Source organism: Klebsiella sp. CN_Kp104, assembly GCF_040064515.1.
Classification (GTDB): Bacteria; Pseudomonadota; Gammaproteobacteria; order Enterobacterales; family Enterobacteriaceae; genus Klebsiella; species Klebsiella aerogenes.
This window is the reverse complement of record NZ_JBEAII010000003.1, coordinates 70157-83580: the sequence shown is the minus strand read 5'-3', so window position 1 is coordinate 83580 and position 13424 is coordinate 70157. Positions and strand designations below refer to the sequence as shown.

The following is a 13424-nucleotide window of genomic DNA, read 5'->3' as shown; positions in this document are numbered from 1 at the left end:
GGGGGCGACATTCAGCGCTTCAACTCAGCCCTGGATAATTTTGTCCATCGCACGGGCCGGCAGCAGGCGTTTTAACCAGCCTACCGCGTGGGTGACCAGCGTCACCGGATAGCGCAGTTTCGGCTTGTCGCTGACGAAGGCGTGACGCACTTTTTCCACCACCGCCTCCGGGCCGAGCGTAAAGCGCGCGGCAATACCGGGGTTTTCTACCGTCTTGTCGCCGGTCTGGTTAACATTGTTGGTAAAGCGGGTGCGGATTGGTCCAGGCTCAATCAGGCTGACTTTTATGCCACTGTGGCGGAGTTCCATGCGCAGCGCATCGGACCACGCCTCCAGCGCGTATTTACTGGCGGCATAGGCGCCGCGGCCGGGGCTGGAAATCAGCCCCATCACCGAAGAGGTCATCACGATGCGGCCTTCACCGTGCGGCTGCATGGCAGGCAGCAGCAGCATGGTGAGCTGATGAGCGCCGAAAAAGTTGGCGGAAAACTGCTGTTCCATCTGCTGACGGCTGATGGTGGTGAGCGGGCCGTAGACGCCGTAGCCAGCATTATTGAACAGGCCGTACAGGCGGTTCTCGGTTAGCGCGATGACCTCGGCGGCGGCATTTTCGACGCTTTGCGGATCATCGAGATCCAACAAAATACCGGTCAGACCCAGCTCCTGCATACGGGCGACATCCTCCCCCTTACGGCAGGCGGCCAGTACCCGGAAGCCCTGACGCTTTAAATCGAGCGCGCTTTCGAGGCCAATTCCGCTGGAACATCCTGTAACTAAAACCGATTTTTGCATAACTTTACCTGTGAATGACTCCCGGCGTTCAGGAGTCATGATTAACTAAGGGAGCCAACCGGGTTGCCATCCAGTCGGCAATAAACGGTTGCGCATCGCGATTAGGATGAATGCCGTCGTCCTGCATCCATTGTGGCTTGAGATAAACCTCCTCCATAAAAAAGGGCAGCAGAGGAATATCGAACTCTTTGGCCAGCTGCGGATAAATCGCGCTAAAGGCTTCATTATAACGGCGCCCATAGTTGGCAGGCAGGCGTATTTGCATCAGCAGCGGTTGGGCCTTCGCCGCTTTGATATCCTGAATAACGGTGCGTAGCGTCTGCTCCGTTTGCTGCGGCGGGAAACCGCGCAGCCCGTCGTTGCCGCCCAGTTCCACCAGCACCCAGCGCGGTTGGTGCTGCTTCAGTAGCGCCGGCAGGCGCGCCAGGCCCTGCTGCGATGTATCGCCGCTGATACTGGCATTGACCACCGTCGTTTTGGCCTGCCACTTATCATTGAGCAGAGCAGGCCAGGCAGTATTCGCCGCCATCCGATAGCCGGCGCTCAGGCTATCGCCAAGCACTAACAGCGTATCCGCCGCCATTGCGCGGCAGGTAAACAGAACCATAAACAGGAAAGGCAAATGCCAGCGGAAAACATACTTGAAGTTCATCATCTTAAGAAATCCGTCGGTCAGGGAGAGCATCAGCTGTCCATCCTTACCGGAGTTGAGCTGGTTGTCAAACCGGCGCAAACCATCGCCCTGATTGGCGAGTCCGGTTCCGGGAAATCCACGCTGCTGGCGATACTTGCCGGGCTCGACGACGGCAGCAGCGGCGAAGTGTCTCTTCTGGGGCAGCCGCTGCATCAAATGGATGAAGAGGCGCGCGCGAGGCTACGCGCAAAGCACGTAGGCTTTGTCTTTCAATCGTTTATGTTGATTCCGACGCTAAACGCCCTTGAGAACGTCGAGCTGCCGGCATTGCTGCGCGGCGCCAGCGATAGCCAGAGCCGTGGCGATGCGCGCGCGCTGCTTGAACAGCTGGGGCTTGGCAAACGGCTGCACCATTTGCCGGCGCAGCTTTCCGGCGGCGAGCAGCAGCGAGTGGCGCTGGCTCGCGCCTTTAACGGCCGTCCGGCGCTGCTGTTTGCCGATGAGCCGACCGGCAATCTCGACCGTCACACCGGCGATAAAATCGCCGATCTGCTGTTCTCGCTCAACCGCGAACACGGTACCACGCTGATTCTGGTGACCCACGATCCGCTGCTGGCGGCGCGCTGCGATCGTCGCTTACGCCTGGTGGATGGCAAGTTGCAGGAGGAAGCATGATAGCCCGCTGGTTCTGGCGCGAATGGCGCTCACCTTCGCTGCTCATCGTCTGGCTGGCATTAAGCATGGCGGTGGCCTGCGTGCTGGCGCTGGGCTCAATCAGCGACCGTATGGAAAAAGGGCTTAGCCAGCAAAGCCGCGAATTCATGGCCGGGGATCGCACCCTGCGCAGTTCACGCGTAGTGCCTGCCGAGTGGCTCGCCCAGGCGCGTACGCTAGGGTTAACCGTCGGCGAACAGCTGAACTTCGCCACCATGACTTTCGCTGGCGATACCCCGCAGCTGGCGGATGTGAAGGCGGTTGATGATACTTATCCGCTGTACGGCACGCTGGAGACCGCACCGGCGGGATTAAAACCGCAGCGCGGCAGCGTCCTGCTGGCGCCAAGGCTGATGGCATTACTGAACCTGAAAACCGGCGATAACATTGACGTTGGCGACGCCACCTTGCGCATCGCTGGCGAGGTCATTCAAGAGCCGGACGCCGGATTCAACCCCTTCCAGATGGCGCCGCGGCTAATGATGAATATCGCCGACGTGGCGAAAACCGGCGCGGTACAGCCCGGCAGCCGCGTCTCCTGGCGCTATAAATTCGCCGGTAGCGCACAGCAGCTGGCGGCTTACGAGCGGTGGCTGCTGCCGAAGCTTGGCGCGGAACATCGCTGGATTGGCCTGGAGCAGGATGATAGCGCGTTGGGTAAATCGCTGGAGCGCTCGCAGCAATTTTTACTGCTGTCCGCGTTACTAACGTTGCTGCTGGCGGTCGCCGCGGTAGCGGTAGCGATGGGCCATTACTGCCGCAGCCGCTACGATCTGGTCGCTATTCTCAAAACCTTAGGCGCCGGGCGGGCGCAGCTACGTAAACTTATCGTCGGTCAGTGGCTAATGTTGCTGGCGCTGGCCGTGGCGGCGGGGGGCGCGATGGGGCTGCTGCTGGAAAAAGCCCTGCTGTTGATGCTTAAGCCAGTGCTGCCCGCCGCGCTGTCGCCCGCCAGCGGCTGGCCGTGGTTGTGGGCAATCGGCGCGATGGTGGTGATTTCGCTGCTGGTCGGCTGGCGGCCGTACCGGCTGCTGCTGGCGACTCTGCCGCTGCGGGTATTGCGGCAAGATGTGGTGGCTAACGTCTGGCCGCTAAAACACTATATTCCGGTGGTTTGTGCGGTGGTTGTCGGCGGACTGGCATGGCTGATGGGCGGTAGCCCGCTGCTGTGGTCGGTGCTGGTCGGGGCCTTGGTGCTGGCGCTGCTATGCGGGCTGGTAGGCTGGGCCTTGCTGTGGTTGCTCAAGCGCGTCACGCTAAAAGCGTTACCGCTACGCCTGGCGGTGAACCGTCTGTTGCGCCAGCCGTGGTCAACGCTGAGCCAACTGGCGGCGTTTTCGCTGTCGTTTATGCTGCTGGCGCTTCTGCTGGTGCTGCGCGGCGATCTGCTCGATCGTTGGCAACAGCAGCTGCCGCCGGAAAGCCCGAACTACTTCCTGATTAATATCGCTCCCGAACAGGTGGTGCCGGTGAAGACATTCCTTGCCGAACACCAGACCCGGGCGGCGGAGTTTTATCCCATCGTGCGCGCGCGTCTGACGCAGATTAACGGTCAGACGACGGAAGGGAATAAAGACGAAGCGCTAAACCGCGAGCTTAATCTCACCTGGAGCGAGCAGCGCCCGGATCATAATCCGCTGGTGGCCGGCAGTTGGCCGCCGAAGGCGGGCGAGGTGTCGATTGAAGAGGGGCTGGCGCAGCGGTTGGGCGTCAGGATCGGTGATAGCGTCACCTTTACCGGCGACACTCAGCAATTTAACGCTAAGGTGACCAGCGTGCGCAAAGTTGACTGGGAGAGCCTGCGGCCAAACTTCTTCTTTATTTTCCCGCCAGGGGCGCTGGATGGGCAGCCGCAAAGCTGGCTCACCAGCTTCCGTTGGGATAATGGCAACGCGATGCTGACCCAGCTTAATCGCGAGTTCCCCACTGTTAGCCTGCTGGATATCGGCGCCATCCTGCGCCAGGTAGGCCAGGTGTTGACGCAGGTAAGTCGCGCGCTGGAGGTCATGGTGGTGCTGGTCACCGCCTGCGGCGTGCTATTGCTGCTGGCTCAGGTACAGGTCGGGATGCGTCAGCGGCATCAGGAGCTGGTCGTCTGGCGGACGCTGGGGGCCGGTAAAACCTTGCTACGTACCACGCTGTGGGCGGAGTTCGCTCTGCTTGGCGTGGTGTCGGGGCTGGTGGCGGCCATTGGCGCCGAGGTGGCGCTGGCGATGCTGCAAACCAAAGTGTTTGATTTTCCATGGACGCCGGACTGGCGGCTGTGGGTTATGCTGCCATCATCCGGCGCTATATTATTATCGTTGTGCGGCGGATGGTTGGGATTACGCTTATTAAAAGGAAAAGCGTTATTCCGACAATTTAACCAGTAAATAGATTTCATTTTTATGAAGCGCCGCGCAATTTCGCGGCGCTTTTATTTTAACGGCACAAAATGATAATCCCTTGATTTTTAAGCGCACAAAACATTAAAAACCCAACAACACGTCGTGCTAATTCGCAGTTAATATTCAACTGGCAAATATAAGGTTGCTTATTACTCAAGGAAAAAGCATGGCACATAAAATAAAAGCGCTGGCGATCTCGATCGGCGCAGCATTAGCGTTAACCTCTTTTGCATCCCAGGCTGAGATTACGCTGCTGAAACAAGATCCGCAGGCGGGCGATCCGTTAAGCCGCCTTAACTTTACCGTCGGCGGCAGTATTCGTCCGCAGTTCAACATGATGACCGGCGATGGCGATAAAGGTTCCTACAAGCGTAACGGTTTCGACGGCGGCACCCGTTTCCGCTTCGCCGCTGATTACTATCTGTTTGATGATATTAGCTGGATCAGCTACTACGAATTGGGCGTGAATATTCCGGCGCTGTTCGATTGGGACAATCACTACGCGGAAGGGGCGAACAATACCACTCGTCGTATGCTTTATACCGGTCTGAAGAGCGATACCTGGGGGACATTAACCTACGGTCAGCAGAACAGTATTTACTATGATGTCGTCGGCGTGAAAACCGATATCTGGGACTACGATATGATCGGTCAGGCTCCGGGTAACGGTATTAACGGCGACTACGATGGTTCTTATCGTTCACGCAATATGTTGAAATATAAGAAAACCGTCGGTGATGTCGATCTGTACGGATCCTATCTGTTTGAAGATAGTGAGTATCTGCCGGGCGATGGTCTGCGCTACAAACGTAAAGGCGGCGGGTCTATCGGCGTGGATTACCACATCATGAAAGACCTGACCTGGGGTACCGCGTGGAACTACACCCGCGCCGAAATGCGCGACCCGTCAAGCTCCGATAGCAAAACCTACGACCAGAATATTGTCGGTACCGCGCTGAGCTGGACCCCGGATAACTGGACCTTCTCCTTCGGCGGCGGTTGGTATCAGAACTTCCTGACTACCAAGAAAACCAATGTGCATGATTACTTCGCCGGCGATGCCTGGGGTATTGAATACTTTGCTGGCTATAAATTCCCGATCAATCAATACGCTGTTAAATCTATTCAGCCGTACTTTATGGGCGACCGTCTGGAGTACGTGAATGGCCGCAACTACCAGCGTATTGATAACGGTTTGGGTGTTAGCTTCCAGCTGGATTACGGTTTCCGTGTTGATTACGAGCACGTGTTTACTTCCAGCACCGATGATCTGGGCGATATGAACCTGGTGCGTCTGCGCTACGACTTCTGACGATGAGCCGCCGCAAGCCGGGAATTTCCCCGGCTTGCGCTGCGCTAAGCGGGAGTAGATACTGTTAACGGTTTGCAACCTTTTAGCTTGAGAAAAGCGTTTATCTCGTTTCGCTCCAGAGTATCTTGCGCTCCCGGTTAATTTTTCTGCAATATGTTTTCCGTGGCGCAGGGAGCGCACAAAGGGCGGCCAGTCGCCGCCGCCCTCTGTACTCCCGGGCTCTGGCCGCCAAAATCGCCACTTCGTGGTACCTTCGACTTATCCCTGCAGGCTTCGGGTCGGGCCGAGGCAGCGTCCTTGCAAATCACGGCCCTCAGCCCGCATCCATGCGGGCTGCCCCGGCCTTCCGGTAACGTCTCAGCGATTTTGAGGCCATCAACACCGGCAGTTTCAGTCAGCGTGGTGAATAAATTAAAGGCAGGCCGCACGGACCGTAGGCCGGATAAGGCGCAGCCGCCATCCGGCGCAAAAACGGCTCCTTATCCGCGGATATTGCCCGGCGGCGCTGCGCTTGCGCGGGCCTACAGATCCAGTGCAATGGGTGGCCCAGTGCCATTGGTAGCCCGGGTAAGGCGCCAGCCGCTACCCGGGAAACCGTCTGGTTGGGGGAGCTACTTCTTCAGCCAGGCGGCGACCTCCTGCCAGTTGCCGCGAAAAATAATTTTTCCGGCTTTTTTCCCCAACTGATAGCGATACATTGGGTCGTAGTATTCATTTAACAGCGGGACCAGCCAGGTGAAGTGAGCTTCGGTACTGGCGGTACGCTGTTGCTGCAACAATGCCGCGTCGAGTAGTTCGGTTAACTGAGCAAAGCGCTGTAGCCCCAGCCGACGCCGGATGGCAAACAGCCCGTGATGCAGATACTCGCTATATTCCTGCCAGCCTTTCTCTTCGCCATAGGCGGCAATAAAGTCGCGGTGCATACGTTCGAAGTACTCTTCTCGCAGTCGCTCCAGACGAACGTCAAACGGATCTTCCACCACCGCCAGCGGCGATTGCGCCATGCGTATACGCAGACACTCCGGCAGGTGGTTCGCGCCAATCATATGGCCTTCATCTTCCAGCACCCAACGTGTTTGTTGTTCAGCCTTTTTAAGCAGGGAGACCGCCAGATGGTTTTCGAACGTCGCCTGCGGGTGTTGCTGCTGCAACGTACGGCCAAATGACGAACCGCGGTGGTGGGCGTGACCTTCAAGATCGATACCGTCCGGGCGCGAGCAAACCAGCTGGGTTTTGCCATTGCCGGTGCAGCCGCCAATCAGCACGATAGGGCGCTGTACCAGCTCCTCGGTAGCCTGTATTGCCGCCTGGCGTAGCGCTTTGTAGCCGCCGACAATCAGCGGATAATCGACGCCAGCTTCACGCAGCCACTGCTGCACGATATGCGAGCGCTGGCCGCCGCGGGCGCAGCACAGATAGCCCTGTGGATAGCGGGCGCAGGCCGACAGCCACGCCTTGAGGCGGCTGGCGCGCAGGTCGCCATCGACCAGTTTATGTCCGAGGGTTAATGCCGCTTCCGGCCCCTGGCGCTTGTAACAGGTGCCGACGGCGGCGCGTTCTTCGTCGTTCATCAGCGGCAGGTTAATCGCCGCGGGCATCGCGCTTTGCTGAAATTCCACCGGCGCGCGGACGTCGATAAGCGGCGTATCCGCGCTGAGGATGGCGCGATAGTGTGTCCCATTTTCCATGGGTCGTCCTTTTGAGTTAAAACCGGGATGTGCTTACTGCGAGGTGGGGATTCTACGCGCCGAAGGGCATGCCGGGGAAGGGGATAGATCAAATCCCCGGCACGAATGGCTTAATTAAGCTGCGACTGCGCCCAGAAAACGCCGCTGGCGTATTCGGCTGGCAGGAGCGGTTTCAGCGCTTCCAGCGTGGCGCTCAGGCGATCGGTATCGCTGTCGGTCAGATTCAAGTGCCCGACTTTACGCCCCGGACGAACTTCTTTGTCGTACCAGTGCAGATGTACCAGCGGCAGTTTCAGCCAGTCGTAGTTCAGATCGCTGCCGATCAGGTTGATCATCACCGATGGGCTGTTGACCACCGGCGGCGGCAGCGGTAGATCGGTGATGGCGCGCAGGTGCAGTTCAAACTGGCTAATGGAAGCGCCGTTCTGCGTCCAGTGGCCGCTGTTGTGCACGCGCGGCGCCAGTTCGTTGATCAGCAGTCCCTCGGCGGTGACGAAGCACTCCATGGCCATCACGCCCACGTAGTCGAGCTCGTTCATGATCGCCGTCAGCATGCTTTCGGCCTGCGCCTGCTGGCGCGCATTGGCCTGCGGGAAGGCGACGCTGGCGCGCAGAATGCCGTCCTGGTGCAGGTTGCGGGTCAGCGGATAAAACACCGTGCTGCCGTCGCGGCCGCGGGCACCGACCAGCGATACTTCGCCAGAGAAGTTAATTCCCTGCTCGACGATACACTCGCCGTAATTATCATCCGGCAGTTGTGCGGTTTCGTTCTCGCGTAGACGCCACTGCCCGCGGCCATCGTAGCCGCCGACGCGGCGCTTGACGATAGCCAGTTCGCCCAGACGGGCAAACACGGCGGGCCACTCGCTTTTATCCGCCAGTAGCTGCCACGGCGCGGTGGCGAGGCCAAGTTTGTCGAACAACTGTTTCTGGGTCAGGCGGTCGGCGATGATCGGAAAAACGTCGCGGTTGACGAAAGCCGGATGGCGCGCCAGTTCGCGGGTCAGGGCGGTTTCCGGCCAGCGCTCGATTTCAGCGGTGATGACGCTTTGCTGGAATGGCACTGCTTCCGGGTCGGCTTCCAGGCCAACCGGCCAGACGGCGATGCCCAGCGGTTCACCGGCCTGACGCAGCATGCGGCCTAACTGTCCGTTACCGAGGACGCAAACCTGTTTCATGCCGCACCTCGCGGGTCCGGGTTATCCAGCACCTCATCGGTTTGCGCCTGACGCCAGGCGCTCAGACGCTGGTGCAGTTCGGCATCATGCTGGGCGAGAATTTGCGCGGCGAGCAGGGCGGCGTTAGCGGCGCCGGCTTTGCCGATGGCCAGCGTGCCGACCGGGATGCCGCGGGGCATTTGAACGATAGAGTAGAGGCTGTCAACGCCGCTTAATGCCGCGCTCTGAACCGGCACGCCAAGCACCGGCACCAGAGTTTTCGCTGCAATCATGCCCGGCAAATGCGCCGCGCCGCCCGCACCGGCGATGATCACCTGATAACCGTTGCTTTCGGCGCTTTCGGCGAAGCTAAACAATTTATCGGGCGTACGGTGGGCGGAAACCACTTCAACATGGTGCGGAACGTTCAGGGTATCAAGGATTTCTGCGGCGAACTGCATGGTAGCCCAGTCGCTTTTGGACCCCATCACGATGGCGATACGCGCCGGATTATTGCGGGAAGACATGCGTCTGAAAACTCCTGTGGGTGTGCTTCACACTGCTTTAGAGGCCACAGAGAATAGCACGATATCCCGGCAAGGAAAACGGTTGCGTCGGCGGAAATACAGGGAAATCGTTGGCGAAATTAAAACGGGAAATGGATGAGTTCGACGCCATCGGCGCTGACTTTCACCATTGACCCTTCGCTGTGCCACGCGCCGAGGACCACGCGCCATGCGGGCTGACCGTTGGCTAGCAGTTCATGGACGGCCGGGCGATGGGTATGGCCGTGAATCAGCCACTGCACCTGATGCCGCTCCATCGCGTCAACGACCGCCTGCGGATTCACATCCATAATTTCCATCGATTTGCTGCTGTTGGCGGCTTTGCTATCGGCGCGCATTTTGGCGGCGATGCGGCGGCGGATAAACAGCGGCAGGGCGAGAAACAGACGTTGGATCCACGGGGTATGGACTTTAGCGCGAAACGCCAGGTAACCGGGGTCGTCGGTACATAAAGTGTCGCCATGCATAATCAACACTTCACGGCCATAGAGATCCAACCGCTCTTCTTCAGCGAGCAGGATCATGCCGCTCTGGCGGGCGAAGCGCTGACCGACGAGAAAATCGCGGTTGCCGTGGATGAAGTAGCAGGGTACGCCGGCGTCGACGACGGCTTTGATGGCCGAAGCGATTTGCTGATGCAGCGGGTTCGGATCGTCATCGCCGATCCACGCCTCGAACAGATCGCCAAGGATATACAGGGCGTCAGCCTGACGGGCTTCCCCCTGTAAAAAACGCAGAAAACCGGCGGTGATCGCCGGTTCTTCTGTTTGCAGATGCAGGTCTGCAATAAAAAGTGTCGCCACGAATTATTCGCTGACGGTGACGCTTTTGATGACAACGTCTTCTTTCGGCACATCCTGATGCATGCCGCTGCGGCCGGTGGCAACCGCTTTGATTTTGTCGACCACGTCCATGCCTTCAACCACTTCGGCAAAGACGCAGTAGCCCCAACCCTGCAGGCTTTCGCCAGAGAAGTTCAGGAAGTCGTTGTCTACTACGTTGATGAAGAACTGCGCGGTGGCGGAGTGCGGGGCCTGAGTACGGGCCATCGCCAGCGTACCACGGGTATTTTTCAGACCGTTGTTAGCTTCGTTCTGAATCGGAGATTTGGTCGCTTTCTGATTCATGCCCGGCTCAAAGCCGCCGCCCTGAATCATGAAGCCGTTGATAACACGGTGGAAAATGGTGTTGTCGTAGAAACCTTCGCGGCAGTAGTCCAGGAAGTTTTTAACTGTTTCCGGCGCTTTGTCGTCAAACGTTTTGATTACGATATCGCCATGATTGGTGTGGAAAGTAACCATTTTTGCATCCTGTTCCGATGATTGTAGTGCTGAACCCAAGGTTGGGTATGACATAGGTGGCTGTTATAGCATAACCGCGGGGGTCGATGCACCTTGCAATGTGTGCTGCTTCCGGTTTGAATTAGGGTTAGAATAAGCGACTTATATCCACACACGTCTACACGGAATCTTCGATGTTAAAAATTTTTAATACACTGACGCGCCAAAAAGAAGAATTTAAACCTATTCATGCCGGGGAAGTTGGCATGTACGTGTGTGGAATTACCGTTTACGATCTCTGTCATATCGGCCATGGCCGCACCTTCGTCTCCTTCGACGTTGTCGCTCGCTATCTGCGCTTCCTTGGTTACAAGCTGAAGTACGTGCGCAATATTACCGATATCGACGATAAAATCATTAAGCGCGCTAATGAAAACGGCGAAAGCTTTGTCGCGCTGGTCGATCGCATGATCGCCGAAATGCATAAAGATTTTGACGCTCTGAACATTCTGCGCCCGGACAACGAGCCGCGCGCCACCCACCATATCGCTGAAATTATCGAAATCACCGAGCAGCTGATCGCCCGCGGTCACGCTTATGTGGCGGATAACGGCGACGTGATGTTCGACGTGCCGACCGACCCTAACTACGGTCTGCTGTCGCGCCAGGATCTCGACCAGCTGCAGGCGGGCGCTCGCGTCGACGTGGTTGACGTCAAGCGTAACCCAATGGACTTCGTCCTGTGGAAGATGTCGAAAGAGGGCGAGCCGAGCTGGCCGTCACCGTGGGGTGAAGGGCGTCCAGGCTGGCACATTGAATGCTCGGCGATGAACTGCAAACAGCTGGGTAATCACTTTGATATTCACGGCGGCGGTTCGGATCTGATGTTCCCGCATCACGAAAACGAAATCGCGCAATCGACCTGCGCCCACGACGGCGAATATGTCAACTACTGGATGCACTCCGGAATGGTGATGGTCGATCGCGAGAAAATGTCGAAATCGCTGGGCAACTTCTTTACCGTTCGCGACGTGCTGAAGTACTACGATGCCGAAACCATCCGCTACTTCCTGATGTCCGGCCACTATCGCAGCCAGCTGAACTACAGCGAAGAGAACCTCAAGCAGGCGCGTTCGGCGCTGGAGCGTCTGTACACCGCGCTGCGCGGGACCGACAAATCCGCGCAGCCTGCCGGCGGCGAAGCCTTCGAAGCGCGCTTTATTGAAGCGATGGATGACGACTTCAACACGCCGGAAGCCTACTCGGTGCTGTTCGATATGGCGCGTGAAGTGAACCGCCTGAAAACGGAAGACGCGGCGGCCGCGAACGCGCTGGCGGCCCATATGCGTAAGCTCTCCTCGGTGCTGGGTCTGCTTGAGCAGGAGCCGGACGCTTTCCTGCAGAGCGGCGCGCAGGCCGATGATGGCGAAGTGGCGGAAATCGAAGGGCTTATTCAACAGCGTCTGGATGCGCGTAAAGCGAAAGACTGGGCGGCGGCGGATGCGGCCCGCGATCGTCTTAACGAGATGGGTATTGTGTTAGAAGACGGCCCGCAGGGCACTACCTGGCGCCGTAAGTAAACGCCATATCTAATATAAAGGCCACGCTTGCGTGGCCTTTTTGCGTTCAGGGTTTATTGAACCTGGTGTTCAGGTATAAAAACGCAAACAGAGTCGGGTAGATTCAGATGCTGACAGCCGGGTATCGCCCGGCTGTAACGCGCGATAAACCGAATCACGCTATCGCCGCTATTTAAACCCACTTTACCTTGCGCCAATAGCTCATCCGGCTGATCGTCGGTAAAAACATTGCTGGCCACCACCTTTGCGCCCAGGCGCTCAAAAAGCGTGACGTCGACCAGCGAGGGTTGGTACGACTCCTGCGCCAGCCAGTCTCTGGCCTGCTGACGCGACCAGATATGGCCGTCGTTGGCGCGGGCGAAGAGTTCCAGCAGCCAGCCGTTAGAGTTTTGATACGGCCCGGAGAAGGGCCAGGCGATCAGGTTATACCGCGCGCTGTGGAACAGGTTCAGTTTGACAGGACTTTGTAAAAGTTCTTGTAAGGCGGCGTTAAGTTCGCCGCGCGGGCGTAAAACCGCTATCTGCTGGTTAACCAGTTCATCGGCGAGAAACTCATAAAGCCCCTGTACGTACAGCGCTGACCGCGCCGTACCGCAGGTATTCAGGTTATGGTACACCCGCCAGCTATTATCGGCCTGTCGGAGGGCGTAACCTGCGTGAGACCAGGTCAGCCCGCGGCTGGACATATCCTGACCCTGGCGCACTAAAATAACCACCCGCTCCGGCTCGCTGTTCAATTGCTGTTTGAGCCGTTGCGCCTGATGCATGGTGGCGGCGATAGTTTCTGCCGATGGCGACCCAGCGCCGCAATCGGTGCTGGCAGCCGTCACGCTTAACGATGCTGCCCCCAGGCATAAGGCGAGCGCCAGGCGCTTCATTTCGCCGACAGCGGTTGGTTAGCGGAGAGCGACGCGTCCTCTTGATTCACCATGTGGGCCAGGACCTTATCTTCTTTTTTCAGCAATGCGCCGGTGCCTTCCGGGGCTTTCTCCAGCGTCAGTTTATCCCCGGTTTTGAGATTAGCCTCTTCGACCGCCTGCAGCGGCAGCACCATTTTAACGGTGTTCTGCTTAGGATCTTTGGTGGTCAGCAGCGCGGTTTTTTGCTTTTTGTTTTTGTCGACAGAAGCGGTGATCAGTGCGACGGGGACCATGACCGGCGAGAGAATAATACCGCTCACCAGGGCCGAACTGCCGATGCTGGCAATTCCTGAAGAGAGAGCATAGACGGCGGTGGTACGCTCATCGGCATGAGAGATGGACGAAATTGCCAGCAATGCTGCGGCGAGGATGGTCGTTTTACGCATAGTAGTCC

At 58.0% G+C, this 13424-nt stretch carries 13 protein-coding genes; 4 read left to right on the top strand and 9 right to left on the bottom strand.

Annotation, left to right across the window (positions count from 1 at the left end):
* Positions 1–24 precede the first annotated feature (24 nt).
* The gene (locus ABLU80_RS06225) at positions 25–831 is read right to left on the bottom strand and encodes an SDR family oxidoreductase (protein WP_161798737.1); all 807 of its coding nucleotides are present in this window, start codon (positions 829–831) and stop codon (positions 25–27) included.
* Complete coding sequence (gene tesA / locus ABLU80_RS06220) at positions 821–1447, bottom strand: multifunctional acyl-CoA thioesterase I/protease I/lysophospholipase L1 (RefSeq protein WP_015704624.1); 627 nt, start codon at positions 1445–1447, stop codon at positions 821–823. The genes ABLU80_RS06225 and tesA overlap by 11 nt, the downstream gene beginning before the upstream one ends.
* On the opposite strand from tesA, the gene ybbA reads away from it, so the two are divergent.
* The 3 genes from ybbA (at position 1415) to ABLU80_RS06205 (ending at position 5839) form a co-directional block, all read left to right on the top strand.
* Positions 1415–2101, top strand: a complete 687-nt coding sequence (gene ybbA / locus ABLU80_RS06215) for a putative ABC transporter ATP-binding protein YbbA (RefSeq protein ID WP_015367886.1) — start codon at positions 1415–1417, stop codon at positions 2099–2101. The genes tesA and ybbA overlap by 33 nt on opposite strands.
* Positions 2098–4512: a putative ABC transporter permease subunit YbbP gene (gene ybbP, locus ABLU80_RS06210; RefSeq protein ID WP_348849835.1), complete on the top strand. Its 2415-nt coding sequence runs from the start codon at positions 2098–2100 to the stop codon at positions 4510–4512. Before ybbA ends, ybbP begins: the two co-directional genes overlap by 4 nt.
* A 181-nt stretch (positions 4513–4693) precedes the next feature.
* Positions 4694–5839 (top strand): porin, encoded by a 1146-nt coding sequence (locus ABLU80_RS06205; protein ID WP_015367884.1) that lies wholly within the window; start codon positions 4694–4696, stop codon positions 5837–5839.
* A gap of 611 nt (positions 5840–6450) precedes the next feature.
* Here ABLU80_RS06205 and mnmH read toward each other — a convergent pair.
* The 5 genes from mnmH to ppiB form a co-directional block, all read right to left on the bottom strand.
* Positions 6451–7527 carry a tRNA 2-selenouridine(34) synthase MnmH gene (mnmH, locus tag ABLU80_RS06200; RefSeq protein WP_320944431.1) on the bottom strand — a complete coding sequence of 359 codons (1077 nt, stop codon included), beginning with the start codon at positions 7525–7527 and terminating at the stop codon, positions 6451–6453.
* 110 nt (positions 7528–7637) lie between these two features.
* On the bottom strand, positions 7638–8705 hold the full coding sequence (purK, locus tag ABLU80_RS06195) for a 5-(carboxyamino)imidazole ribonucleotide synthase (RefSeq protein WP_015704628.1): 1068 nt from the start codon (positions 8703–8705) through the stop codon (positions 7638–7640).
* A complete protein-coding gene (gene purE / locus ABLU80_RS06190; RefSeq protein ID WP_015367880.1) occupies positions 8702–9211 on the bottom strand; it encodes a 5-(carboxyamino)imidazole ribonucleotide mutase in 510 nt (169 codons plus the stop codon). The genes purK and purE overlap by 4 nt, the downstream gene beginning before the upstream one ends.
* 119 nt (positions 9212–9330) lie before the next feature.
* A complete protein-coding gene (lpxH, locus tag ABLU80_RS06185) occupies positions 9331–10053 on the bottom strand; it encodes a UDP-2,3-diacylglucosamine diphosphatase (RefSeq protein WP_020079436.1) in 723 nt (240 codons plus the stop codon).
* 3 nt (positions 10054–10056) lie between these two features.
* Entirely contained in the window at positions 10057–10551 is a 495-nt protein-coding gene (gene ppiB, locus ABLU80_RS06180) for a peptidylprolyl isomerase B (RefSeq protein WP_015367878.1), read from the bottom strand.
* Positions 10552–10724: 173 nt separating this feature from the next.
* Here ppiB and cysS point away from each other — a divergent pair, with 173 nt between their 5' ends.
* Positions 10725–12110, top strand: coding sequence for a cysteine--tRNA ligase (gene cysS / locus ABLU80_RS06175; protein WP_045393462.1), 1386 nt, complete (start codon positions 10725–10727; stop codon positions 12108–12110).
* 53 nt (positions 12111–12163) lie between these two features.
* On the opposite strand, the gene ABLU80_RS06170 is transcribed toward cysS, so the two are convergent.
* Together ABLU80_RS06170 and ABLU80_RS06165 are read right to left on the bottom strand one after the other, a co-directional pair.
* A complete protein-coding gene (locus ABLU80_RS06170) occupies positions 12164–12988 on the bottom strand; it encodes a DUF2145 domain-containing protein (RefSeq protein ID WP_047081021.1) in 825 nt (274 codons plus the stop codon).
* Positions 12985–13416 (bottom strand): STM0539 family protein, encoded by a 432-nt coding sequence (locus ABLU80_RS06165; protein WP_047081022.1) that lies wholly within the window; start codon positions 13414–13416, stop codon positions 12985–12987. The genes ABLU80_RS06170 and ABLU80_RS06165 overlap by 4 nt, the downstream gene beginning before the upstream one ends.
* Between the last annotated feature and the right edge of the window lie 8 nt (positions 13417–13424).

Coding starts and splice junctions, on each gene's coding strand:
- tesA (WP_015704624.1), bottom strand. CDS start 1,447: ATGATGAACTTCAAGTATGTTTTCCGCTGGCATTTGCCTTTCCTGTTT.
- ABLU80_RS06165 (WP_047081022.1), bottom strand. CDS start 13,416: ATGCGTAAAACGACCATCCTCGCCGCAGCATTGCTGGCAATTTCGTCC.
- mnmH (WP_320944431.1), bottom strand. CDS start 7,527: ATGGAAAATGGGACACACTATCGCGCCATCCTCAGCGCGGATACGCCG.
- ybbA (WP_015367886.1), top strand. CDS start 1,415: ATGCCAGCGGAAAACATACTTGAAGTTCATCATCTTAAGAAATCCGTC.
- ABLU80_RS06170 (WP_047081021.1), bottom strand. CDS start 12,988: ATGAAGCGCCTGGCGCTCGCCTTATGCCTGGGGGCAGCATCGTTAAGC.
- cysS (WP_045393462.1), top strand. CDS start 10,725: ATGTTAAAAATTTTTAATACACTGACGCGCCAAAAAGAAGAATTTAAA.
- ybbP (WP_348849835.1), top strand. CDS start 2,098: ATGATAGCCCGCTGGTTCTGGCGCGAATGGCGCTCACCTTCGCTGCTC.
- purE (WP_015367880.1), bottom strand. CDS start 9,211: ATGTCTTCCCGCAATAATCCGGCGCGTATCGCCATCGTGATGGGGTCC.
- ABLU80_RS06225 (WP_161798737.1), bottom strand. CDS start 831: ATGACTCCTGAACGCCGGGAGTCATTCACAGGTAAAGTTATGCAAAAA.
- ppiB (WP_015367878.1), bottom strand. CDS start 10,551: ATGGTTACTTTCCACACCAATCATGGCGATATCGTAATCAAAACGTTT.
- purK (WP_015704628.1), bottom strand. CDS start 8,705: ATGAAACAGGTTTGCGTCCTCGGTAACGGACAGTTAGGCCGCATGCTG.
- ABLU80_RS06205 (WP_015367884.1), top strand. CDS start 4,694: ATGGCACATAAAATAAAAGCGCTGGCGATCTCGATCGGCGCAGCATTA.